The organism is Limosilactobacillus coleohominis (assembly GCF_016901675.1).
GTDB lineage: Bacteria > Bacillota > Bacilli > Lactobacillales > Lactobacillaceae > Limosilactobacillus > Limosilactobacillus intestinavium.
Genome location: NZ_JACJKU010000022.1, coordinates 1 through 21,996, shown reverse-complemented (window position 1 = coordinate 21,996; position 21,996 = coordinate 1). Strand labels below are relative to the sequence as shown.

The window sequence follows — 21,996 nt, the reverse complement described above, 5'->3', positions numbered from 1 at the left end:
ATCGTAAGGCCTTCTACCAAGAGATATCACAGCTCCATCAACCAATAATCAATTGGTCAGTATTATTTATTTGAGTCCAGTGGCTAACTTATTCTTGAAATTTAGGAAATTAATCCCATCACTTTTAGACACTTCGTATTTGAAATAAAACCGCTCGCGTTGAAAAGAACAACACCAGCGGTTACTGCATAATCTTAGTATAATTACTGATTTTTTGTTTTGACTAGTTTAAGGAATTCAAGAAATCCTCAACTTGGTCCTTAGTCTTCCGATCCTTGTTTACAAATCGACCTGCTTCCTTGCCATCCTTATAGACCACAAAGCTTGGAATACCCATAATTCCTAAATCAGCAGCCAAGTCAATATTCTCATCACGGTCAACTAGCAAGAACTGATAGTCACTAAAGTCCCTTTCGATTTCTGGCATGGCTGGTTTAATAAAGTTACAATCAGGACACCAATCTGCCGTAAAGAATAAAACATAATTGCCTGTTGAAATCCGTTGGTTTAATTCATCTTGCGTCATTTTTGGTAACTTTTCCATCTTCGTGCCACTCCTTTTTCTTATTTATTGTAAGTGAATTATACCATATTTATCGTAAAAAGCCTATTCCTTTTGACACATTGATATTATTCCTTGATGAATCAATCACAAATTGTTAGAATACAATTTGTTTTCAAGTTAGTATAGAAAGAGATTAATTATGAATAACAGTAAATCATTATCTAATCCATGGATGATTCCTGTTACTCTGGGTGTATCCAGTGTTGCCGGATTCCTCCTTGGAAAACTTTTGGGACAACGTAAACTTTCAGCTGACCAGATTTTAAATATGGTGGTTGCTGATTTTAAAAATGAAGGCACGGTTGAAGGAAGCTGGATCGATCATCAAGTTCATCCATTCCAACGGTTTGCTTTTAAAACAGAAGTTTATCGCGGAGGAATTCAACGTCGAGAAGACGACCAGTTAGTTAACTACATGTTCTTAGCTGATGCATATACTGGATCAATTATCCATATTAAACGTGTTCAAAAGTAAAAAAATACGGAACTTCAATGTTCCGTATTTTTTTATGCGTTATTTCTTTATTTCTTTATTCGTCATGTACGAATTAAGCAGTGACAGCATCATCAAGGATGCTAAAGCCAAGTGATTTAATATCCTTATCAAATCCGTGAACCGTATCCAATGCCACATCATCAGGTGTAAAGGAACGTCGGTCATTGTACTTTTGTAAAATAACCGGAGGAACTGTGATAATATCCACTCCTAATTGTTCAGCCTGGGTAATATTGTAAACTTCCCGTGTAGAAGCCCATAAGGTTTGAACATTATCAAAGTCACTGACCATGTTAACAGTGTTCTTAACAAAAGCGATTGGATCAGCGCCAGTATCCGCAACTCGTCCAACAAATAAGGAAACAAATGCAGGAGTAGTTGGGCACAATGCCGCTAATGCAGCTTGCACTTGTAATTCAGTAGTAATTGCTGTGACATTGACTTTAATGCCTTGAGACGACAATTCATGAATTAGGTCAGTATTATAGTTCCCCTTTAAATCGATAATAGGGATCTTTACATAAACATTAGTTCCCAAGTCTGCAAGAATCTTTGCTTCTTTTGCCATCACGTCAGCTGTTTGACCAAAAACTTCAAATGAAACACAGTAATCAGGAAATTCCTTCATTACTTGTTTAGCAAACTTTAAGTAATTAGTTACTCCAGCTTTTTTCATTAACGATGGATTTGTTGTGAATCCACTTAAATAGTCATTATGCGCCATTTGACGCATGGCATTAATTTCTGCTCCATCAGAATAAATTTTAATGGAATATTGATTTTGCATTTCGATTGGTTCCTTTCACAAATTAAAACTATACCAATTAATATTTTTTCAATCCACGTTGCCTATATTGCCATGTGGGAAATTAATCGTCAAGAGTTTTTTCACAAAGAAAATCGACAATTCAATTGTCAAACATTATCATTTTAAAATCTGTGCAACCGTGTGTACACAAGGAATTGTGCGTGATTAATCAAATGGTTAACGTTTAGCAATTATCCTTATTTTTTCACAAAATAAATTTTTAATTTTCCATAAAGATATATCTATACCAATATTAAATTATCTCTTTTTTTCACAATCTAATCTGTGATTTACAAATTTTTTCAAAATAAAAATCCCTCAGAGTTGGTTTCGTTCGTTCTCAAATTGTTTAAAAACTGTTGCTTCCAACCTTGAGGAATTTTAAATTAATTATCAAAATGTGCCTTTAGCTTATAAATTGGTTGTCCTTTTTCGCTAAATTTATGTTCATACTCTGTTTCAACATTCTGTTCATTCTCATCACTATTGTGCAAGTCTAACCAGACGCCGTCATACTTCATCCCATAGTTATTCATACTTAATAATGAGAATTCAAAGAAGCCCATATTATCGGTTTTTAACTCAATCGTCCCCTGTTTCTTTAGTACTTGCTCATAGCCGGCTAAAAAGGTGTGATAAGTTAATCGTCGCTTTGTGTGACGCTTTTTAGGCCATGGATCCGAAAAGTTTAAAAATAGCCGATCAATTTGGTGATCTTCAAAAAAGTCGGTTAATTCTGCCCCGTCAGCGCAAATAAATTGCAAGTTAGGCAGTTCTTCTGGCAGTGCCTTCTTTAACGCAATGGCCGCAACCGTTTTTTCGATTTCTAATCCAATGAAATTAATGTCTGGATACTTCTTTGCCATGCCGATAATAAATTGGCCCTTCCCCATACCAACTTCTAGTTGAATCGGTTGGTTCTTTTCAAATCGGTCTTCCCAGTGCCCTTTCACGGTCTCTGGGTCCATGACCATTTTTTCAGGATGAGCCTCTAATAATGGTTCTGCCCATTTTTTATGTTTTACACGCATTGTCTATTCCTCATTTCTCAATTTTTGCGATACGGTATTTTAAATAATTAGTTGTTAACAGCGGTACTTCAATAACCGCAATAATAACGTTGATCAAAACTTGCACGATCCTTAAATGAATCCCAATAGAACAGATTGCTAGCCAAATTGCTACAATCACCATCACTTTTCGAAAGACGATTTGGAAATCATAATATTGTTCATCCTTCGTTGTGGGATAAACATAAGAAAATGCATTATTTGCAAATTGGTCATACAACGGGATTAACTGTGCAGCAATCAGGTACAAAGCTAAAGCCATAATAATACTATTAAGCCAGGTTATTGGTATAAAAATCAAAATTGCTGCCATTACCAACGTTAACCGAAAGACGAGGTCGCTGATTTCTGTATTACGGATCAGTCCCCTACCATACAAGAAACGCCATACCGATTGTTGCCCTAGCCAGTTCACTATAAAATTCAAATAAGATCGTCGTTTAACCCTTCCTTGAAGGTTTGGCACATCAGTGAAAAGATTAAAGAAACGGTAGACCGTTGACATCCGATTTCGTTCCGCCGTAACTGCAACTCGCCAATTAATTGCTGAATTAGACCGCACTAACCATGATGTAATTATGAGCCACAAGAGACTTAAACATAAACCTGCAACAGGACTTAACAACCACGTAATCCCCCAAACCAGAACTGGTCCAATCCATTTTAACCATCGCCAATAGGGATTTTGACTCTGGGACATCGATAACTGGAGATAGCTTAAGTTTAACCATCCGCTTTTTACAAACAGCGTAACGATTACTAATAGTGCAATTGTCCAACTACTAGTCCTGCTCGTGACTGAAGCCAGCGGCAATGCAACTACCAGACCCACTAATGATATTATAGCTCCCAAAAACAAACTATATCCATAAGACTGGCGAAAATATGTTTTCATTCTAGAAGTTTCAGGAAGTAAGAAGATTGGATCGGCTGTTTTTACCAAGGTAGCTAACCGTCCAAGTTGAGCAATTACCGTCATAAAAATAACCAATAACAGTTCAATCCACACATTATGTGCAGGAATTGATGGTAACCATTGCGCATAACCATATGCCAAGGCACCAAATAGGAAAAAAAGTGCAATTACAAAGTGATCATTAAAAACTAATCGCCAATATTTCAACAACATTAAAAAATGTTTTTGACGACGCTCTTTAAACAAACTATTCATGACGATCACCCTTTGCCATGCTCAAGTAAATATCATTAAGTGATGCGCTCTGATCATTATTAGCCGCCCGCATTGCTTGCAAGCTTCCTTTGAAAGTGACATGACCACTATTCAAGAGGACAAAACGATCACAGTATTTTTCAGCCGTATCCAAAACGTGGGTGGACATTAAAATTCCCGCACCTTGCTGCTTTTTCTGCTCAATTAAGTTTAATAAGTCTTGAACTGCTAACGGGTCTAATCCATAAAATGGTTCATCGATAATATAGAGTTTCTCATCCGTCATAAATGCGCATACGATCATTACCTTCTGTTTCATCCCCTTAGAAAAATCCGCCGGGAACCAATCTAGCTTGTTATCAAGGCGGAAAGTCTTTAACAACTTTTGTGCGCGTTGCCAAGCTTGCTCAGAATTTAAATGATAAGCCTTAATTGTCACCTCAATATGTTCACGTAATGTTAACTCGTCATATAAAACAGGAGCTTCAGGAACATATGCAATTTGTTCTTTATAACTGACCGGGTCAGTTTGAATATTATGGCCATTCAATACAATTGAACCGGCAAATGGTTGTAATAATCCAATTAAATGATTAATTGTCGTGGACTTTCCAGCCCCATTTAATCCAATTAAGCCAACTAGCTCACCTGGTTGAACATCAAAAGTTACCTGGTGTAATACCGGAATTTGTGAATAACCACCAACTAAATTTGTGACTTCTAATGCCATATTAGTCTCCTCTTTATTCTTTAATACTAAAATCGATTATAGCATACGTGCTTTCCAGATATGCTAATCGTTAATAGATGCGGTATACTGATAATATCAAATTTATATAGAAACGAGGGATCAGCATGACTGATTGTATTTTTTGCAAAATTATTAATGGAGAAATTCCTAGTTACACAATTTATGAAGATGATGTTGTCAAAGCCTTCTTGGATATTTCCCAAGGTACTCCTGGCCACACTTTAGTAGTGCCTAAAAAACATGTCAAAGACATTTTTGCCTATGATGATGAATTAGCAGGTCAAGTCTTCTCTCGTCTTCCAAAGATTGCTCGGGCAATTAAGGCTTCTAACCCTGATATTATTGGAATGAACATCCTAAACAATAATGGTGAAGTGGCTTACCAATCCGTTTTTCATTCCCACATTCACTTAATTCCCCGTTATTCAAAAGACGATACCTTTAGCATTAACTTTACTGACAATTCTGATCAATATAACGATGAAAAATACAAAGCCGTTCAAAAATCAATTGTTGATCAATTGGAGAAATAGTCATGAAATTAATGATTGAAAACCTTAAGGATAGTTGGAGTGACTTAAAAGCAATTCTTGGTTGTTTACAAAAGTTGCAAAATTCACTCCAAGACCTTCAAAAAGCTAATCAAAATTTAACTAAAGTGAGCCACACCTTAGAACGAAGTGTTAAAAGATACCAGTTCAAAAACGCAGTTCCTTTAGCCAAAATTGACAAAATTATTAAGCGCTAATAACGTACAACAAAAGCGCAGGATCGGAAATCTTCGATCCTGCGCTTTTACTAATTAACTAATTTGAAGAATCTGAACTAGCTGATGATGACGCACTAGAACTTGAACTATTAGAAGTAGTAGCACCACTATTAGCAGATGGGTTCAAATATTGTGACAGAATATTTTGTAAGTCTTTGTCCTTGATTGAGACATTCCCCTTCTTAAGAACCTTAGAGATAACTTTTTCCATAAAGGATTGGTTATTCATATTCTGTTCAACAATTTGAGTCTTTAAGTCAGAAATGTGTGCACTCTTGGCACCCTTAGCTGGGTGTTTAACCATGTAGATAACTTGGTAACCATTGTCAGTTTTGACTGGTTCCTTCGTGTATTCACCGGTCTTAAGTTTAAATGCTGCCTTCTTGTAAGCTGAGTCTACAGAAGTGCTGGTATTATCAAATGCTGGGACAATCCCACCAGTGCTCTTGTTAGAGCTATCAGTTGACTTTGACTTGGCCAACTTCTTAAACTTCTTGTACTTGTTGCCGCTTGCACTGTTAAGTTGGTTAATAATGTCATTAGCATCATCTTCTGAACCAACTAGGATTTCTGCAGTTTGCACTTTTGGTTCATACTTCTTCCATTGCTTATTAATAGCACTGTTGGAGAAAGTTGAGTAATGACGAACGGCAGCTTGTAGCAATAACCGTGACTTGATTTGGTCTTTAAATGATTTTTCAGTTAATCCTTGTTGTTCCAAAACTGCGCTAAATGAAGAACCATATTGGGACTTGTATGAGTTGTATTCTTTATTAACGTCGGCCTTGGAGACTTCTTTACCATATTGCTTTTGCAAAACCTTGTCTAAGATCATTTGTTGCAGAACAGCCTTCCCTTGAGAAGTACTCTTCATGCTACTGTAATACTCATCTTGAGTAATTTTACCACCGCTAGTAGTGGCCACTGCCTTATTACCACAGGCAGCTAATGGCATCATCACTGCAATTCCAGCAATGATGGCTAATAATTTCTTTGATTTCAAATCATTTCACATCCCTTAAATATTAATCACCAATCTAATATAACATATTCATAATAATATTCACGCGATATAACAAAACGTTTATGAATTTTTCGTTGTTTCTTCATATTTATCGTCATCCGGATTGAAAAAGGCGCGATTGTCTAAGGCGAAAATCCGGTCAGTAAATTGCCCTGGCTTAGTTTTCGCTAATGCAGTCTGCATCATCATAATCGAAGCATCTAATTCATCTAAATGATGAAGTATTTCTGCTTCCATAATTTCTGGTCGGACTGGTGAACCATATTCCAATAACCCATGATGTGAAAGTACCATGTGCCGCAAAAGAACTACTTCAGAACTTTCATAGTCAATATTTAGCTCTTCACAAGTAGCACAAATCTCACCATCAATTAGCGGAATGTGGCCCAGTAATTTCCCTGTAGTGGTGTATTGAGTACCAACTGGACCTGATAGTTCCACCGTCTTGCCCAAGTCGTGAAGTAAAGCGCCAGCATATAATAACGACTCATTTATTCCTGAATATTGTTGAATCACACTCTTTGCTAATCGAAGAATGGATAAAGTATGATATGCAAGTCCCCCAGTAAAGGCGTGGTGATTCGTTTTGGCAGCAGGCGATTTAAAAAAGTACTCACCATGTTTAGCTAATAAATGATTGACAATCCTGCGCCATGTGGGTTCGGTAATTGCCATCACAAATGGGCGTAAAGCTGTTTTAATATCATCTTCTGATTCTGGAGCTTGTTCAACATATTTTTCCGGCTGGTTGGGTTCGTCATCCGTTGCTAACCGAATGTTATTAATGTTCACTTGAGGACGTCCTTGATAACTATCACGCTGGCCTTCTAAGTAAATAACTTTGCCAGGCTGAAACTGCTGGACCTGTTCATCAGTTACGTCCCACAAATTGCCAGACAATTCGCCAGATTGATCTCCAAAAGTCAAGGCAAGGTAATTATCACCCTTTTTAGTGGTCCGAACTTGAGCATCTTTAATCAAAGCAAATAAGGCTAGCGGTTCGCCTTCTTGAAAATCATTAATTTGTTTTTCCATTATTATGTTCTCCCTAAAAAACGGGTACCATCATTAGGTACCCGTTACATTAGTTACTAACTAATTCATTGCCTTTTTGTAAAGTTCTTGGATTGGCGCAGTAATGGACTTGTTAAGTTGTTGCATCATGTTATCCATTTGCTGTTCCTTTTCCATTAACTTCTTAACAACGTCTTTTTTGCTGACTTCGTTAGCTAGGTTTTGAACATTTTTAATTTCATCTTCACTTAGCTTTTGGCCTTGCATTTGCTTTTGTTGTGCTTCAGCTTGGGCTTTTTGGAATTTTTTGAAAAGATCAAATGATTCTTGATCAGCCATCATATCGTTGAAGGCAGCTTCCAACGCTGTAAATTCTTGCGTTTCACGCATTTGCTTTGCTAGTTCGTTTGCAGTGTCATAAATATTAACCATGATTTTCCTCCTAAAATATCATCATTCATATTGTATCATGCTTTGTCATAAGAATGAAAACATTGAGCGAATTCCATTCCAAATTTGACTCGCACGGTCCCCCAGTTCATTAGCACCCTGTTTAAATTCATCCGCAATTTGATCTGTCCATTTATTATTGGACTTAGTGCCAGATTCTGCTCTTTCTTGAGCATCTTTGACCGTAAACTTCGTACCATCAGTATTTGGTAATAAACTGCTCATTTCGGACTTAAATAGCGAATTAATATCCGTACTCTGAACGCTAGTCAAGTAGTGGTTATTTTTCGAATTGTCATAACCTTCCCAAGTAGCGACTACGACATCTGGCGTATAACCAATAATCCACTGGTCACGATCATTATTATCATCTTTACCAGTATCAGTAGTCCCGGTTTTACCTGCCAAAGTATAACCGCTTGGGCGTGCTGACTTAGCAGTACCATGTTCGTAAACCCCAATTAGCATACTGGTCATTTGATCAGCAACCTTTTTAGAAATTACTTGCTTAGTACGCAGCTTACTATTTCGCTTAATCACCTTACCAGATGAATCTTCAATTTTGGTAATAAAGTGGGTGGTTGGTAGCTTCCCACCAGAAGCATAAACTGCATATGCACGCGCCATTTGAGCAGGAGAAACACCCTTAGTCATTCCTCCTAAAGCGAGCGCCAAGTTTTGATCACCCTTGGTTACGGGGATGCCAAACTTTTGGGCCATCCGATAACCTGCGTTCACACCAATCTTGTTGAGCAACCATACTGCCGGTGCGTTAGAACTTTCATATACTGCTTTGTACATTGGAATGCTACCGCTGTACTCATTATCGTAATTTCGTGGTGTATAGTGATTACTTCCATAAGATTGTTTCTTATCCTGGAGAGATGAATCATAGAAGTAGCCATGCATCAGTGCAGGAGTGTAAACAGCAATCGGCTTCATAGTCGATCCTGGTTGCCGAGTCATTTGAGTAGCACGATTATATCCACGAAAGACGTGCTCACCACGGCCACCAACAATCGCAGTCACGCCACCATTCTTTGGATTCATCGCAATGGATGCCGACTGAACACTTGCTCCCGTACTCGTTGGGAAATTACTATCACGTCGGTAAACACTTTGCATTGCACTTTGTTGGCCTTGATCAAGTGTCGTGTAAATCTTATAACCATTATTCATCACTTCTTTTTCAGAAAGGTGATACTTGTTAATTGCTTCGCTAATTACGGCATCAAAATAATAAGGGTATTTATAGGTATCTTCATATTTATAGCCGTTTTTCGTAACTAATGGTGTTGATTTATATGAGTCTGCAGCAGATTGGGTCAGTTTTTTATTTTCAACCATTAGTTGCAGAACCGTATTACGACGCTGTTTGGTGGCTTGCGGGTGATCAATTGGATCATAAATTCCTGGAGAGGTTAGCATTCCAGCTAAAGTTGCCGCCTGTGGTACGGTTAGTTCGCTGGCATTCCGATCAAAGTATCGTTTGGCGGCATCCTGTACCCCCCACACTCCGTGACCAAAATAAGCGTTGTTCAAATACATCGTCAAAATTTGCTTCTTTGAATATTGATTTTCAACTTCAATGGCAATAAATATTTCCTTGGCTTTCCGAGAAAATGTCTGTTGTTGGGTAAGAAACGCATTTTTTACTAATTGCTGGGTCAGAGTACTACCCCCACCAGAAATATAATCACGATGGAGCAATTCATTCTTTAACAGAAGAAAGCCGGCCCGGCCAAGCCCCCGAAACGAAAATCCGTGTTCATGGTAAAAGCCACGATCTTCAGTTGACAACACAGCATCGGGAACGTTGCTTGAAATTTTATTCAGTTTCACATACGTTCCCTTTTGCGAATAAAGACTCCCTGCCTGTTCATTATGATTGTCATAAATGATGGTATTTTGTTGCAAACGTGATTCAAGTTTGCTTACTCCTGCTGTCTTAGCAACAATCGTCAAATAAATACTCATTACCAAAAAAAGTGTTAAAACGACAATTATTAACCATCTGGTTAGTTGGTAGCGATGCCAAAACTTATGAATCCAAGCTCGTAATTGACTCCACTTGGTATGAAACCATTTGGCGACTCGTTGCTTAACATCGCCGTTATCATTTCTTGTAGATTTCATTGAATCCTCCACTGTATAAACGATCTTGACAATTTTATCACATTCGATCGTTAGTAATTAAATATCTTGAGGAGTTTAGAAAAATCTTATCCATAAAAAAACAGTGACCAACCGAAATTCAGTCAATCACTGCTATTTAAATTAATTACATTTCATCAGGAGCCTTTACTCCTAATAATGCTAGTGCTGACTTCAACACTTCACTAACTGCTTTTACCAAGGCAAGTCGTGCTAATTTTTCATCATCATCTACTAAAATCCGGGTATGAGCATAATATTGGTTGAAGTCCTTCGCCAAGGCTAAGGCATACTTACCAATCAGTGATGGATCATATTCCTTAGCAGCCCGTTCGATCACTTCGCTGTATTGACCTAAGCGAGTCAAGATTCCCCAAGCTTCATCTCCTGAAAGAGTCAGATGCATTTCGTCATTGAAAGTTGGTTGACCAGCTTTCCGCAAAATACTCTCAGCTCTGGCATGTGCATACTGAACATACGGACCTGTTTCACCTTCAAACTTAACCACATCAGCCAGTTTGAAATCAATAGAATTGGTTCTTTCATTCTTTAGATCATGGAAGATTACAGCACCAACGCCAACCTGTTGAGCAACTTCATCAGCGTTAGCTAAATCAGGATTCTTTTCAGCAATTTGTTGCCGTGCTAACTTAATAGAATCATTAAGCACGTCTTCAAGTTGCACAATGTTCCCTTTCCGGGTGGACATCTTCTTACCATTGAGGCTCATCAAGCCAAATGGAATGTAGTGAATTTGTTTAGACCATGTAAAGCCCATTTCACTTAGGACCGCTTTTAATTGGTCAAAGTGGTTCCGTTGTTCTGCACCAACAACATACAATGCTTGAGCAAATCCGTACATCCGCTTTCTGAAAAGAGCAGCAGACAGGTCACGCGTGATATATAGGGAAGAACCATCAGACTTCTTAATAAGGGCTGGATTTAAATTGTACTTATCTAGGTCGACAATTTGGGCACCCTTACTTTCATGTAAAAGATGTTTATCCTGCAGTAATTGGTCAATTTCTGCCATCTTATCATTGTAGAAGGCTTCACCATTATAAGAATCAAAATCAATGTCTAATAGGCGGTAGATCTTCATAAACCGTTTCAATGATTCATTACGGAACCATTTCCATAAACGGTATGCTTCTTTATCGCCGTTTTCCAACTTTTTAAACCATTCTCGACCTAAATCGTTGTATTCAGGATGAGTATCAGCTTCGGTATTAATTTTGACATAGTATTTTTGAAGAGTGTTAATAGGATCGTTTTTTACTTCTTCTTCGTTTCCCCACATTTTATAAGCTGCCATCAGCTTACCAAACTGAGTTCCCCAGTCTCCCAAGTGGTTAATGCGAATTGGGTTATAACCAACTTTGGCTAAAATGTTAGCAATCGCATTACCGATAACCGTTGAACGCAAATGACCCATTCCCATTGGCTTTGCAATGTTTGGTGAGGAAAGGTCGATAGCAACGTTAGCTAACTTACCAATATTTTGTGATCCGTAATTATCTGGGTCAGCTAAAATTGTCTTTAAAATATTTTCACCAACAACTTGCTTATCTAAGAAGAAATTAATATAAGGGCCAGCCACAACAACTTTTTCAAAGCAAGTTTGGTCAATTTTGGCAATTAAATCTTGCGCTATCATTTGGGGAGCCTTATGTAAGGCCTTTGCTAAGAAAAATGTTGGAAATGCATAGTCACCATTATTAGAATCCTTAGGTCGTTCAATTTTACTTGCAATTTCACTTGCTGATAATTCAGGTAAAGCTGGTTGCAATGCATTAATTACTTGCTCACGTTCGTTCATGATTTAACCTCCAAATTTAATAAAAAAGTCCCCAATGAACAGCCTGTTCATTAGAGACGAGATTTCCCGCGGTACCACTCTATTTGAATAGAAATTCCACTTTCATTATATTTAGTTTATCAATTTTTGCACGCTTCAACGGATCTTTGGCCCATCTCACATCAACATGGACTCGCTGTACAAAGAATAAGCCGTCTACTACTCAAAAACAGTCCCACCTTAAATAAAAAAGCATCATCTAATCGACGGTGCTCATTGTGGTAAGCGGGTAACGAGAATCGAACTCGCGACTCAACCTTGGGAAGGTTGTGTTTTACCACTGAACTATACCCGCATCAATCAAAGCGGTAAAAACTACCTCTTTGATAATAACATATTTTACTTAATTGTTAGTATCTTTTTTTGCTTTTTTTGTGGTTTTACGTTTACGAGTGGTCTTGTTGGCCTTAGCAGCTTTTTCTGCTGCTTCTTTTTCTTCTTTAGCAGCTTCTTCACGATCTTCATCAGTCCGTGGTACTGCATTAAGAATTTTAGCGCTCGACTTACGTACAACAGCACGTTTGTTCAATTCATTAACGCTGGTTTTATCAGCTGGATCAAAGTCATCAATTGACATCATAATTGAGTTATCGTAAACCTTTTCAACGGTTCCGGTAAAATCATGCTCAAGTTGGCCAAATTTTTTTGCTTTAACAACGTCACCAATTTTAAAGAAAGTCATGCATTCCACCTCAATAATTTATCAATAATGTTAAACATTTTACTAACTTTAGCAGCATTTTTCAAGTGTTCTTCTGTTAAACCTCAAATAATGATAAAATAAGTCTAAATAATTTTCGGGGAGTCACTATGGGAAATACATATTTATTTATTATTTGCGGAATCTGTCTTGTCATCAGTGTTACATGTGGAATGCACTCTGCGATTGACAAACATACCAGTAGTTGGTTAATTATCGCGCGTATCCTGCTGTTCATAATGTTAATTGGTAAACTGGTTTTTTTCCTTGCATATTTACCTATTATTAGCTGGCTCTATTTAATTCAAATTATCGCTTTAATCTTGCTATTTGTCATAGTCGAAATGGTTTTCAGAAGAAAGCTCCTCACTTTCGGAGCTCCATGGATGGCATTAATTCTGATTTTAGCTACTGTGATCATCTCACTAATTTGTATTTTTTAAAAAGAGTTATATAATGAACTTATTCGGCGCTCTTAGTGTAACTGGATAGCACATGAGATTTCGGTCCTCATTATCAGGGTTCGAGTCCCTGGGAGCGCATTTAATAATAGACTTAGGCCTTGATATACCAAGGTCTTTTATTTTTACTGTACACCATTCGTACACCAAATTTGAAATTTTATATAATTTGCCATCGCTTAGTTAAGTTATATTTACATATTATGGTTACTTATGAAAACCTTATTAAAAAGGCACTCCAAAATAAGGAGTGATTTTTAGGTAATAACATGAATGCCTAGTTAAAATAGAATTACCATACACAGAGATGATAAGACTTATTAATCACATCGCTCACAATAACAATAGTTGTTATATAAAGATGTATTTCTTATTTAGACAACTGTACATGAAGAACGTAAAAATGCTTAATTTTCTTTCCGCTTTTTAAAAACAAACATAGAACTAAGCGCAGCCAAAACCATTCCCATAATTGTGGTGATATTGGCATCCTTAACACCAGTTTGTGGTAATTTGCTATTATCAGCCCGTGTTCTTTCAGGGTTATTAACTGAATTCAAATTAACAACTTTTCCTTCATTTGTAACTGTTGGGTTACCAGTTTCATGTTTCTGAACATGATTCAAATCATAGGTAGGTAACGTTGGCTGCGTAGTTGGATTACCAGTTTCGTGTTTCTTAATCTTGTTTAAATCATAAGCCGGTAGTTCTGGTGTTTCTGCTGGGTCACCAGTTTCCGTCTGTTTTGGCAGCACATGAACTAGTACATACTGATTAGATTCTTGTCCATCAGGCAGTTCAACACTGACTATGCCATACGTATATCCTACTTTAGTAGTGTCCGGTTGAACTAACCAATTGATTTTGCCAAACTGATCCGGTGTTAATTGATTACCATTGCCCGTGAAGTCAATCACCTTTTTAGCACTAATTTTGTGTCCAGCAACAGTTTCAACGTTACCTTTTACAGCAACATTTTCTGATTCAGTTCCCTGTGGTAACATGAATGACATTACTTCAGAAGGATCAAGAATGTAGGGTTCTTCATGTCCTGGCACAGTTACCTTTATTGTTGGTGTGTTTAGCACAACCGGATTATTATAATATGACTCAGTGCCATCATTGGTCATTGAAAAATCAAATTCTGGTTTTTCCTTCCATTCTACTTTAGTCCCTTGAGGCAAAAAGTTAATATTACCGATAAACCATACTGGATCAACATCTTTGTCCCAAGCGAGATAAGATGTGCTGTCTCCTGGTTTCTTCAATTTAGGAACAGTGTTGTAATCATCTGTTTCGTCAACATATCTCGGTTCTACAAAAATCGTAAAGTACTGGTCTTGATCAGAAAAACTGGTGTAGGCAGATTCAGATGCACCATTTTGATATGGTGGTTCATCCATCTTCTTGTATCCAAGTTTGTCCAAGACATTACTCAATCCATAGGCATAATCTGAATCGGCTCCAGAGTTAGCATAACCCTCAAAGCGGTCTGTTCTAATGATCTTTTTATTTACGACATCGTAAAACTTAACGGTATTAGTGACGACTTTGTCATTTTTGTCAGCCTCGTTGCTGATGTTTCCGTTATCAATAATGTAGTCACTATCTTTTTCATAAACATTCACCGGAACAGTTACGCTAGTGGTGTAGCTTTCTTCGTTGTCTTGTTGGATAGCTTCATTATATTGATCACGAACCCCTGAAATCTTTACTACTCCAGTTGTTTTACCAACCTTGGAAGTATCTGGCGTTTTTTCCCATTCAACTTTAAACTTATCACTGTCATCGCTCATTGAAGTAGCATAATTTTCGTAATCTGGAATGGTGCTTTTAACGTCTGGTACACCACCCTTAGTAACTTCCACTGGTACCAATGGTGATTATTGCGTTTCTTCATCTGCATTCGTTTCTGAATTATTTGAAAGAGTCACTTTATTATCAGTAGATATATTGTTCCCATTAACACTTGTGGATGTATTCACTGTGCCAGCATCATTATCAGATGCTTGAGCAGTATTAATCGATACTAAAGTTAATGCAAAGCCACATACAAGGCCCAAACCAATTTTTTGCAATTTATTAGCAGAATTATTTCGCATGTTATTTTCCTCCCGATAGGTACAATAGCAAATCAAATCATATACAGCTATTAATATAATTATAGCTGAGTGGGAGTGTTTTTACAATGATTACTAATATAATGATAAACTATATTCAAAATTTACCAATTATCTTTATTTGTTAATTATAGCCATTAAGAATTATGACTATTTTCAAGGCTTTTAATATATTAATATTATTATTCTAGGTTGAGCAATTGCGTTGCAGAACCTCATTATCAGGGGTCTATGTCAACTGGTGTTGGTAGAGACTTATAGCCACTCTCATATGAGAGTGGTTTTTATTTAGAGAAAACAGTCAATCCGCTTGAAAAAATTCGTCATATTTCTAAAGCCATAACAATGTCGTTTCAAATCCTTAATCTTACGATTAAGGCCCTCAATTGGACCATTGGAATACGGATAAATTAAACTATTAAGAACGTAGTGGCGATAGTATTTTAGGGTTTGAATAACCACGTCCATTTGATTGTGCTGGGGGTGATATTCATCCAATAGTTGAGACATTTCGTGGACATTTTTAGTTCTAATAGCACGCATCAAACGTTGATAAGTTTGATAGACCACATCAAAAGCTGGAAATTGGTCAATCACTAAATCAATGGCATTCTGTTGGGTCATATACTCATTCACGCCACGTAAATAAACAGGTTTATCCGCATTGATATTAGTAAAATCCTTATGAAAAAGACGCCATTGCGATTTCATAATCCGGTAAATACGTGAACGATGATCAGACAAACCCTTAAGGGTTTGGATACGAGCCGCATCTAAGGCTCTACCAGCTAGTTGGGTAATATGAAAACGATCAATGATGATTTCTGCTTTTGGAAATAAACGATGAATAAATCGACTATATTGAGCATTCATATCTACAACAACGGTTTGCACTGATTGCCGTTCTGATAATGAATAGCGATTTTCAAAGTAGTCAATGATGTCACGTGACACCCGACTAGCTAATTTAGTGACCAATTGATGAGTCACTGCATCACAACAGATAAACGACATGGCATGGTTAACAGAGCGAAACTCATCGAAACATAAATTTTGGGGCAAACGAGCTACGCGCCTGGGCAGATCCACACGTTCGTGAATGGTGCGAATGACGGTGCTAGGCGCACAATGGACCACTAATGCGATCTGAGTAGCCGGCATTCCTAAACGCACTAAGCTCATGATTTGGCTTTTTAGTGATCGAGATAAGGAATCATGTCCTCGTGTTAAATTAGTTTGCGGACCAAAGGTCCGTCGACAAGATTGACATAACCAACGTTGTTTTTTCAACTTTAACAGTCTTCAGTGATCGCCAGCACTTGTTAAATGAATATTAGATTGTCGAAAGCCGTTGCGAATCACGTGAGGATGATGGCAGTAAGGACATTTAGTAAAAACATTACCCATTAAATAGCCATGAATCACTTCAGTGATTTGATTATGGTCAGTTTCAGTTTTAGCAGCAACAATTTTAATATTTTGATCTTCAATTCCAAAGCAGGTTGGATTAAAATGATTTTGGGACATTAAGCATCTTCCTTTACATGGTATTTGGTCGTATTCATTGTATTGCAAGAGGGCTTGAATGTCCTTTTTATTTTGGAAAAAAGCAAACAAAAAACTGGCATTGGTTGTTCACCAATACCAGTTAGCATAGACCCATTATCAGTCATACAAAATAATTCCATAAACAAAAACCGCCCCACTTTTCGTGAGACGGTTTTACTTTGGGAAGGAATCATATTAAGTACTTTGCGATAAAGCTATCATTCAAACTTAACTCATCAATATTAATTCATCTTCCGCAAAGCTACTATTTATCACTAGTGCACGCTGGTGACCGCGAACCCCTATAATATTACAGGTCACACTTATGCTGCTTCTGACCTACTAATTCTTCAGCCGCTAGATCCGGGTAGATTTCTTGTTGCATCTACTTATTCCCTTCCACGTCTATAATATAGCACATGCTGTAAGCGGTTTCAACATCTTTTTTAGATTAATGCATTGTGCCTAATAAAGCCATTAGTGCTACTAAATTATTGAAAGCATGGAGCATCATTGTATTTGCAATATTACCGGTTTTACGATAAATATATGCAAACACTGCTCCTAAATAGAAGTAAATTAAGTAGCTAATTATATTGGTACTCGAATGTTCTAAAGTAAATAACACTCCAGATAAAATAATTGGTGCCCAAAACGAATTATCTTTAAAAAAGAAGTTCATTACCACACCACGAAAGATTAACTCTTCTGCAATCGGGTTTAATACTACTGCCGCAAAAGACATGATAATCATTACGATATGATTGCTTCCCATCAACTGGCCAATTGCTTGATTATTAGCCGTTTCTGTTTGGTGATAAATAACATAGTTAAGCACATTCAGTAATTGTTCACCAAGCAAAATCGTTAACCAACCACCAAATATCCAACCTAACCGTTGAAGAAATGTTTGGCGAGTTGGCTGCCATCGTCGATATTTGATAAAGACCCGATAGGCCCACCAAATAATTAATCCAAATACCACTGCATAAATTAGTATTAGAATTGCAACCATTGATGGGGTCGCAGCATTTCTTCGAATAAATAGCAAAATTACCGGAGGAACCTGAATTAAAATTGCCAGCGCAAAAGTTATTAGCACCCGTACTATCCAGGATGGCCGTTGTGATTTTGTCATCTCATCACTTCCTCAGATCAAAATTATTTACCATCATATCACATCAAAAAAGGGTATGACAGAAGTTTTATAGCTTCCAAGTCATACCCTGATATGCTTAATTATATGAATGCGGTCGAGCCGTGCTCTCTCGCTCTACTAATTTCACTGGAACGTCTACCAATTGTCGCTCCATGTTAAGGTCATTAATTCTTTTTAAGATTAATTGAGCGCTAGTTTCACCCAACTTCAGGATTGGTTGCTCGATAGTAGTCAATTTAGGGGTAACATACTCAGCTAAATCAATATTATCGTAACCCATAACGGATAATTCTTCTGGGATTTTAATTCCATGTTCATGGAGGCCGCGATATAAACCAATTGCCAATTCATCATTGGCACAAAATACTGCGGTTGCTTTTTTAGATAAGACCTCATCAGCATGTTCATAACCACCCAACTTAGTTAATGGCGCATTAACAATATCTGTCTTTGGGTTAAAATGGATTCCCGCTTTTTTAAGTTCATCAGTAAACCCGTGTAGCCTTTTTTCCAAGTTATTTGTTAGATTTTCAGGGAATACTGCTACCATCCTCTGATGGCCCAATTTAATCAGATGTTCAGCTGCTAATTGACCACCTTGGTAGTCATCAACTTGGAGACGATCACCATCATCATGAGTTTGATTTCGGTCAAACAATAGGTATGGAATGTGGTTAGGCTTTAAAATACTGTCAATTGTATCCGCAGTTACACTAGAACTGGAAATAATCAGGCCATCTACAGAACGTTCCACCAAATTTCCTAGATAGTATTTTTCACTAGTCTCGTCGTTACTAGCGCTGAATACAATGGGAAGATAATGTGCTTGCCTGCACACTTTTTGAATTCCCCGAAAAAAAGTACTAAAAAAAGGATTGCCAATATTAGGAACCAATACACCAATGGTTCTTGAGGAACGTAAAATTAAATTACGAGCATTAAAATCAGGCACATAATGCAATTGATCTCTTAACGTTATGACTTTCTCTTGGGTTTTTTTGCTAAAACGCTCACCCTTGCCATTTAATATTTGAGATACGGTGGTAACTGATACACCCGCGGCTTCTGCAAGGTCTTTTATGGTTACTTTACTGTTCATTAGTCTACCTCGTCCATTTAAGTTAAACGATTTACTAAAACAGTTTACTACTTAATGAAAGGGATTTCAATTGTTATCAAAATTTACGCCAAAAACATTTTGCATGATTTGTTTTATTTGCATCATCTGTGTGCCGCGAACCCGTAGATAATCAATTTTGACTAGTAAAATTTCATAATCCCACATAGATGATAAATCATGTTCATTAATATAATGTAAGTCAAGCTTAATTTCAGACAAGTTATTAATCAAGCCTTCGAAATCATCTTCGCCTTTATACTTATCAGTACCAATAACCACTGGTAGTTTATTCTCAAAAGAATCCGTCAATAATGTTCGCAAAATATTCTTGTTCTGATAGTCATGGTGCCTAAGAAATTCTTGTAAATGCCAGATATCAAAATAATGATGGTCCTCCGCAACCTTACACTTAATCGAAACGGTCGTTAGATAATCTGTGTATGCTTGAACTTTGTGAATACTAGTTAATCTTATTGCTGTTAACCCATTAATTTTACCGTCCCAATCAATACCAAGCAGAAGCACAAACAAAGGGTCAATGGCAATAACAAAGCCGACATTAAAGATATCATCGTCATCAAAATTATAAACTTCGACGAGGTTTCCTTGCTGCTGAGCCATTATTAATTGCTCTTTAATTTCACTTGATGACATTTTATCCCTCCAACAATTTATAATAAATTATTTATGATCCGTAATCCTTGATATTACCGCTTATTACTCCTTTTTTAGTATTTATAGTTCACAATCACAATGGGCAAGTGCTTTTTTTTGTAGTAACATAGATTATTGCAAAACTATAAATTAAAGAGGAGCAATTATGGTGATAATTACAGCAGGAATGATTGGTGTTGGTAAAACCACCCTTACTGGAAAGATTGCCGATCACCTACACACAAAAGCGTTTTTTGAACCCGTGGGTGAAAATCCAGTACTACCACTATACTACAGGAATCCTAAACAATACGGCTTTTTATTACAAATTTATTTTCTGAATAAGCGTTTTTCAATGATCAAAAAGGCGCTCGCCGATGACAACAATGTCTTAGATCGTTCCATTTATGAAGATGCATTATTTACCCGTGAGAATAATGCGGAAGGTAATATTTCAGATACAGAACTTGATGTATACCTCAAACTGCTCAATAACATGATGGCTGATCTCAAGCAGTTGCCGAAGCGTGCTCCTGATTTAATGGTTTATTCAGAAACAGATTTTGAAACCATCCTTTACCGGATTAAAAAACGTGGACGGGATTATGAACAAATTGATAATAATCCAGAATTAAAGGATTACTACTATAAGATGTGGAAGGCCTACAAGACATGGTATCAAGACTATGATGCTAGTCCTAAGATGAAGATTGACCTCGAAAAGTATAATCTCGAAGAACCTGAAAATGTCAAAATTGTCCTTCAAATGATTGATGACAAACTAGCTACATTAAGATAGACAATCAAAATGGTGTTGCGACCTGGTTACTATTACCGGATCGCGGCACTTTTTATTTTAACAACCGTTTCACTAACTCTAATAAACTCATCGAGCCAATGCCACCAATTATTGGGAAAACAATACCCTTTTTATGATGTTTTGTTCTTATTTTTTGAGAAGCTCTTTGTGGATTTTCGTATTCATCTAACTCCGTTTTCGACGTTTTCTGCTTAGGTGATTGTTTAATTAATTGATCGTATTTGGTAAGATCATATTTTTCAATTAACTGATTTAATTTCTGATGGTACATTGGATCCGTCGCATAAACTCGTCCAATTGCTTCTGTAGCTTCCTTATAGTGATGACATTTACTTTTATGTGCTGAAAAATACAACGGTTGATTCAATACCTGTGCGTAGTCATTCAGTGATTCTTTAAATGTTAAGTAGCGCCGGAAAGCAGCATTAATCTGTAATTCTTGACCATTAATATTCTCTTTGGTAGGTAATGTGGCACTCATGCCACGAAAAGTTCCTTTAATTCCAAAAAGATTATGATGCTCATGTGCTAATTCACTCCGCCCCCCAATCACTCTCAATTACTGCCTGAGCAATCAAGACTGAAGTATATAAATCATTTTAATCAGCAATCTGTCGAGCATCTTTAGCAATCGAGTCAATAAATTTCTGCTGATCCACCGTTAGATTCTCCTTAGAAATCACCTCTGATTTGGAGTTCTCCTGTTTATCGTTTTCTACAGTCTGGTCTGAGCTTGCAGCCTGCGAAATATTCCCTGAATGATTAGAATTGTCGTGATGATGTTCCTCTCCCACATTAGATCCAACCTCTTGATGTGAGGACTGCTCTTTTGCTTGCCGTAATTGTTCTAAACAATCTGTTAAGCGCTGTGCAGTTTCACTGTCTAGGTCTGCTAATTCATCGTTCGTTAATGGTGGCCGTTGCCCATTTAAAACCGCAGAAGCAATCTGCTGGCATTCGGCTGTTGAGTAGATGGTGCTTGCTTCAATGGCATTAGTAACCATTAACAAACAACTGCTGGTGATGAACATCCGCAAATTAAAAAGTTTCATGTTTTTACCTCCTAATCATTAAAGACGATAAAAACACAAAAAAGATCGGAAAAATTTCCGATCTTTTTCAGATTGGCAGATTGCAAGAAATAACTTGAATGAATTTAGTGACGTAGATTAAGCAAGAAGATCTCGATTGGTGTATGCCAATTAAGACATTTAAGTGGCCGTGAATTCAGATACCAATTGATTTGAACCAGTTGGTAATCACTTAGTTCTTCAATGGCTTGTC

The 21,996-nt window shown here is 37.1% G+C and carries 24 protein-coding genes, 2 tRNA genes and 1 pseudogene; 5 read left to right on the top strand and 22 right to left on the bottom strand.

Annotated elements, in window-relative coordinates; all coding sequences use genetic code 11:
* Positions 1 to 223 precede the first annotated feature (223 nt).
* A complete protein-coding gene (locus H5975_RS03465) occupies positions 224 to 544 on the bottom strand; it encodes a thioredoxin family protein (RefSeq protein ID WP_204784883.1) in 321 nt (106 codons plus the stop codon).
* A gap of 160 nt (positions 545 to 704) precedes the next feature.
* Between H5975_RS03465 and H5975_RS03460 the strand changes: the two genes are divergently transcribed.
* Positions 705 to 1,040, top strand: a complete 336-nt coding sequence (locus tag H5975_RS03460; protein ID WP_178659604.1) for a PepSY domain-containing protein — start codon at positions 705 to 707, stop codon at positions 1,038 to 1,040.
* Between the two features lie 73 nt (positions 1,041 to 1,113).
* Here H5975_RS03460 and H5975_RS03455 read toward each other — a convergent pair whose 3' ends face one another.
* From H5975_RS03455 to H5975_RS03440, 4 genes are all read right to left on the bottom strand, one after another.
* Complete coding sequence (locus H5975_RS03455; RefSeq protein WP_178659605.1) at positions 1,114 to 1,848, bottom strand: transaldolase family protein; 735 nt, start codon at positions 1,846 to 1,848, stop codon at positions 1,114 to 1,116.
* 407 nt (positions 1,849 to 2,255) lie between these two features.
* A complete protein-coding gene (gene trmB / locus H5975_RS03450; RefSeq protein WP_204784882.1) occupies positions 2,256 to 2,900 on the bottom strand; it encodes a tRNA (guanosine(46)-N7)-methyltransferase TrmB in 645 nt (214 codons plus the stop codon).
* 10 nt (positions 2,901 to 2,910) lie between these two features.
* Positions 2,911 to 4,110 carry an ABC transporter permease gene (locus tag H5975_RS03445; protein ID WP_204784881.1) on the bottom strand — a complete coding sequence of 400 codons (1,200 nt, stop codon included), beginning with the start codon at positions 4,108 to 4,110 and terminating at the stop codon, positions 2,911 to 2,913.
* Positions 4,103 to 4,840 carry an ABC transporter ATP-binding protein gene (locus H5975_RS03440; RefSeq protein ID WP_204784880.1) on the bottom strand — a complete coding sequence of 246 codons (738 nt, stop codon included), beginning with the start codon at positions 4,838 to 4,840 and terminating at the stop codon, positions 4,103 to 4,105. The genes H5975_RS03445 and H5975_RS03440 overlap by 8 nt, the downstream gene beginning before the upstream one ends.
* A 125-nt stretch (positions 4,841 to 4,965) precedes the next feature.
* Between H5975_RS03440 and H5975_RS03435 the strand changes: the two genes are divergently transcribed.
* Both H5975_RS03435 and H5975_RS03430 read left to right on the top strand, forming a co-directional pair.
* Positions 4,966 to 5,394: an HIT family protein gene (locus H5975_RS03435; RefSeq protein WP_178659609.1), complete on the top strand. Its 429-nt coding sequence runs from the start codon at positions 4,966 to 4,968 to the stop codon at positions 5,392 to 5,394.
* A gap of 2 nt (positions 5,395 to 5,396) precedes the next feature.
* Entirely contained in the window at positions 5,397 to 5,609 is a 213-nt protein-coding gene (locus H5975_RS03430) for a hypothetical protein (RefSeq protein ID WP_204784879.1), read from the top strand.
* A 58-nt stretch (positions 5,610 to 5,667) separates the two neighbouring features.
* Here the strand turns inward: H5975_RS03430 and H5975_RS03425 are convergent, their stop codons facing one another.
* From H5975_RS03425 to H5975_RS03395, 7 genes are all read right to left on the bottom strand, one after another.
* A complete protein-coding gene (locus H5975_RS03425) occupies positions 5,668 to 6,633 on the bottom strand; it encodes a peptidylprolyl isomerase (protein WP_204784878.1) in 966 nt (321 codons plus the stop codon).
* A gap of 81 nt (positions 6,634 to 6,714) precedes the next feature.
* A complete protein-coding gene (locus tag H5975_RS03420; protein ID WP_204784877.1) occupies positions 6,715 to 7,689 on the bottom strand; it encodes a 3'-5' exoribonuclease YhaM family protein in 975 nt (324 codons plus the stop codon).
* 60 nt (positions 7,690 to 7,749) lie between these two features.
* Positions 7,750 to 8,103, bottom strand: a complete 354-nt coding sequence (locus tag H5975_RS03415) for a YlbF family regulator (RefSeq protein ID WP_178659648.1) — start codon at positions 8,101 to 8,103, stop codon at positions 7,750 to 7,752.
* A gap of 42 nt (positions 8,104 to 8,145) precedes the next feature.
* A complete protein-coding gene (locus H5975_RS03410; protein WP_204784876.1) occupies positions 8,146 to 10,254 on the bottom strand; it encodes a PBP1A family penicillin-binding protein in 2,109 nt (702 codons plus the stop codon).
* 145 nt (positions 10,255 to 10,399) lie between these two features.
* Entirely contained in the window at positions 10,400 to 12,091 is a 1,692-nt protein-coding gene (gene argS / locus H5975_RS03405; protein WP_204784875.1) for an arginine--tRNA ligase, read from the bottom strand.
* Positions 12,092 to 12,354: 263 nt separating this feature from the next.
* Positions 12,355 to 12,425: transfer RNA gene (locus tag H5975_RS03400), tRNA-Gly, on the bottom strand.
* A 48-nt stretch (positions 12,426 to 12,473) separates the two neighbouring features.
* Positions 12,474 to 12,812 carry a hypothetical protein gene (locus tag H5975_RS03395; protein WP_204784874.1) on the bottom strand — a complete coding sequence of 113 codons (339 nt, stop codon included), beginning with the start codon at positions 12,810 to 12,812 and terminating at the stop codon, positions 12,474 to 12,476.
* A 487-nt stretch (positions 12,813 to 13,299) separates the two neighbouring features.
* On the opposite strand from H5975_RS03395, the gene H5975_RS03390 reads away from it, so the two are divergent.
* Positions 13,300 to 13,372: transfer RNA gene (locus H5975_RS03390), tRNA-Arg, on the top strand.
* A gap of 326 nt (positions 13,373 to 13,698) precedes the next feature.
* On the opposite strand, the gene H5975_RS03385 is transcribed toward H5975_RS03390, so the two are convergent.
* From H5975_RS03385 to H5975_RS03360, 7 genes are all read right to left on the bottom strand, one after another.
* The gene (locus H5975_RS03385; protein ID WP_204784873.1) at positions 13,699 to 15,159 is read right to left on the bottom strand and encodes a Rib/alpha-like domain-containing protein; all 1,461 of its coding nucleotides are present in this window, start codon (positions 15,157 to 15,159) and stop codon (positions 13,699 to 13,701) included.
* Between the two features lie 15 nt (positions 15,160 to 15,174).
* Positions 15,175 to 15,393, bottom strand: coding sequence for a hypothetical protein (locus H5975_RS03380; RefSeq protein WP_204784872.1), 219 nt, complete (start codon positions 15,391 to 15,393; stop codon positions 15,175 to 15,177).
* Between the two features lie 306 nt (positions 15,394 to 15,699).
* A complete protein-coding gene (locus H5975_RS03375) occupies positions 15,700 to 16,701 on the bottom strand; it encodes an ISL3 family transposase (RefSeq protein ID WP_239473122.1) in 1,002 nt (333 codons plus the stop codon).
* A gap of 12 nt (positions 16,702 to 16,713) precedes the next feature.
* Positions 16,714 to 16,938, bottom strand: a complete 225-nt coding sequence (locus tag H5975_RS08690) for a hypothetical protein (RefSeq protein WP_239459558.1) — start codon at positions 16,936 to 16,938, stop codon at positions 16,714 to 16,716.
* Positions 16,939 to 17,410: 472 nt separating this feature from the next.
* The gene (locus H5975_RS03370) at positions 17,411 to 18,097 is read right to left on the bottom strand and encodes a CPBP family intramembrane glutamic endopeptidase (RefSeq protein ID WP_204784871.1); all 687 of its coding nucleotides are present in this window, start codon (positions 18,095 to 18,097) and stop codon (positions 17,411 to 17,413) included.
* Positions 18,098 to 18,194: 97 nt separating this feature from the next.
* A complete protein-coding gene (gene rbsR, locus H5975_RS03365; protein WP_204784870.1) occupies positions 18,195 to 19,217 on the bottom strand; it encodes a ribose utilization transcriptional repressor RbsR in 1,023 nt (340 codons plus the stop codon).
* Positions 19,218 to 19,283: 66 nt separating this feature from the next.
* Complete coding sequence (locus tag H5975_RS03360) at positions 19,284 to 19,892, bottom strand: hypothetical protein (RefSeq protein ID WP_204784869.1); 609 nt, start codon at positions 19,890 to 19,892, stop codon at positions 19,284 to 19,286.
* A 166-nt stretch (positions 19,893 to 20,058) separates the two neighbouring features.
* Here H5975_RS03360 and H5975_RS03355 point away from each other — a divergent pair, with 166 nt between their 5' ends.
* Positions 20,059 to 20,691: a deoxynucleoside kinase gene (locus H5975_RS03355; RefSeq protein WP_178659620.1), complete on the top strand. Its 633-nt coding sequence runs from the start codon at positions 20,059 to 20,061 to the stop codon at positions 20,689 to 20,691.
* Positions 20,692 to 20,743: 52 nt separating this feature from the next.
* Here H5975_RS03355 and H5975_RS03350 read toward each other — a convergent pair whose 3' ends face one another.
* The 3 genes and pseudogenes from H5975_RS03350 to H5975_RS03340 all read right to left on the bottom strand — a co-directional run.
* Positions 20,744 to 21,265, bottom strand: a complete 522-nt coding sequence (locus tag H5975_RS03350; RefSeq protein ID WP_204784868.1) for a glucosaminidase domain-containing protein — start codon at positions 21,263 to 21,265, stop codon at positions 20,744 to 20,746.
* A 46-nt stretch (positions 21,266 to 21,311) separates the two neighbouring features.
* Positions 21,312 to 21,764, bottom strand: a complete 453-nt coding sequence (locus H5975_RS03345; protein WP_204784867.1) for a hypothetical protein — start codon at positions 21,762 to 21,764, stop codon at positions 21,312 to 21,314.
* A gap of 104 nt (positions 21,765 to 21,868) precedes the next feature.
* A pseudogene (locus tag H5975_RS03340) lies at positions 21,869 to 21,996 on the bottom strand (IS30 family transposase); the annotation flags it as partial.

Excerpts from the sequence above, each read along its gene's own strand:
- H5975_RS03360 (WP_204784869.1), bottom strand. The coding sequence starts at position 19,892 with ATGTCATCAAGTGAAATTAAAGAGCAATTAATAATGGCTCAGCAGCAA.
- H5975_RS03460 (WP_178659604.1), top strand. The coding sequence starts at position 705 with ATGAATAACAGTAAATCATTATCTAATCCATGGATGATTCCTGTTACT.
- H5975_RS03395 (WP_204784874.1), bottom strand. The coding sequence starts at position 12,812 with ATGACTTTCTTTAAAATTGGTGACGTTGTTAAAGCAAAAAAATTTGGC.
- H5975_RS03345 (WP_204784867.1), bottom strand. The coding sequence starts at position 21,764 with ATGAAACTTTTTAATTTGCGGATGTTCATCACCAGCAGTTGTTTGTTA.
- H5975_RS03440 (WP_204784880.1), bottom strand. The coding sequence starts at position 4,840 with ATGGCATTAGAAGTCACAAATTTAGTTGGTGGTTATTCACAAATTCCG.
- trmB (WP_204784882.1), bottom strand. The coding sequence starts at position 2,900 with ATGCGTGTAAAACATAAAAAATGGGCAGAACCATTATTAGAGGCTCAT.
- H5975_RS03455 (WP_178659605.1), bottom strand. The coding sequence starts at position 1,848 with ATGCAAAATCAATATTCCATTAAAATTTATTCTGATGGAGCAGAAATT.
- H5975_RS03355 (WP_178659620.1), top strand. The coding sequence starts at position 20,059 with ATGGTGATAATTACAGCAGGAATGATTGGTGTTGGTAAAACCACCCTT.
- argS (WP_204784875.1), bottom strand. The coding sequence starts at position 12,091 with ATGAACGAACGTGAGCAAGTAATTAATGCATTGCAACCAGCTTTACCT.
- H5975_RS08690 (WP_239459558.1), bottom strand. The coding sequence starts at position 16,938 with ATGTCCCAAAATCATTTTAATCCAACCTGCTTTGGAATTGAAGATCAA.
- H5975_RS03465 (WP_204784883.1), bottom strand. The coding sequence starts at position 544 with ATGGAAAAGTTACCAAAAATGACGCAAGATGAATTAAACCAACGGATT.
- H5975_RS03420 (WP_204784877.1), bottom strand. The coding sequence starts at position 7,689 with ATGGAAAAACAAATTAATGATTTTCAAGAAGGCGAACCGCTAGCCTTA.
- H5975_RS03430 (WP_204784879.1), top strand. The coding sequence starts at position 5,397 with ATGAAATTAATGATTGAAAACCTTAAGGATAGTTGGAGTGACTTAAAA.
- rbsR (WP_204784870.1), bottom strand. The coding sequence starts at position 19,217 with ATGAACAGTAAAGTAACCATAAAAGACCTTGCAGAAGCCGCGGGTGTA.
- H5975_RS03380 (WP_204784872.1), bottom strand. The coding sequence starts at position 15,393 with ATGCGAAATAATTCTGCTAATAAATTGCAAAAAATTGGTTTGGGCCTT.
- H5975_RS03435 (WP_178659609.1), top strand. The coding sequence starts at position 4,966 with ATGACTGATTGTATTTTTTGCAAAATTATTAATGGAGAAATTCCTAGT.
- H5975_RS03410 (WP_204784876.1), bottom strand. The coding sequence starts at position 10,254 with ATGAAATCTACAAGAAATGATAACGGCGATGTTAAGCAACGAGTCGCC.
- H5975_RS03445 (WP_204784881.1), bottom strand. The coding sequence starts at position 4,110 with ATGAATAGTTTGTTTAAAGAGCGTCGTCAAAAACATTTTTTAATGTTG.
- H5975_RS03370 (WP_204784871.1), bottom strand. The coding sequence starts at position 18,097 with ATGACAAAATCACAACGGCCATCCTGGATAGTACGGGTGCTAATAACT.